The organism is Planotetraspora mira (assembly GCF_016863275.1).
Taxonomy (GTDB): domain Bacteria; phylum Actinomycetota; class Actinomycetes; order Streptosporangiales; family Streptosporangiaceae; genus Planotetraspora; species Planotetraspora mira.
The window spans coordinates 1-798 of sequence record NZ_BOOO01000088.1 but is presented as its reverse complement, the minus strand read 5'-3'; the positions used below and the strand labels follow the sequence as shown (position 1 = coordinate 798).

General features: G+C 67.9%; 1 protein-coding gene. It reads left to right on the top strand.

The features are described from left to right. On the top strand, window positions 1-798 hold a 798-nt coding region (locus Pmi06nite_RS41605; protein ID WP_203958773.1), incomplete at both ends, for a HAMP domain-containing sensor histidine kinase.

Below are 798 nucleotides of genomic sequence, written 5' to 3'. Positions count from 1 at the left end.
CCCTGCGCCCCGTCGCGATGATCCGCGCCAAGACCGCCGAGATCACCGTGTCCGACCTGAGCATGCGCGTCCCCGAACCCCCCGGATGCGACGAGATCGCCCAACTGGCCCGCACCTCCAACAAAACCCTCGCCCGACTCGAAGCAGCCGTCGAACAACAACGCCAGTTCGCCTCCGTGGTCTCCCACGAACTCCGCTCACCCGTCGCCGGCCTCCACACCCAACTCGAAGAAGCCCTGCTCTACCCCACCGACGTCGACCCGATGAAAACCATCACCACCGCCCTGTCCACCACCGAACGACTCCAAGCGATCATCGACGACCTCCTCGTCCTGGCCCGCATCCGCTCCGCACCCCCCGCCGCACCCGAACCCATCGACCTCGGCGCCCTGATCACCGAAGAAGTCGCCACCCGCGTCCACGGCACCCCCGTCCGCACCCACACCACCGGCCGCGTCACCGTCCTCGGCAACAAAATCCAACTCATCGGCGTCCTCAACAACCTCCTCGTCAACGCCCAACGCCACGCCGACACCAGCGTCGAAGTCACCACCACCCGCACCAGCGACCACGCCGTCATCACCGTCACCGACGACGGCCCCGGCATCGCCCCCCACGACCGCGAACGCGTCTTCGAACCCTTCATCCGCCTCGAAGACGGACGCCGCCGCGACCCCGGCGGAAGCGGACTCGGCCTCGCCATCAGCCGCGCCGTCATCACCGCCCACCACGGAACCATCGAAATCGAAGACTCCCCCCGAGGCGCCCGATTCGTCATCCGGCTACCACTGATCCCCG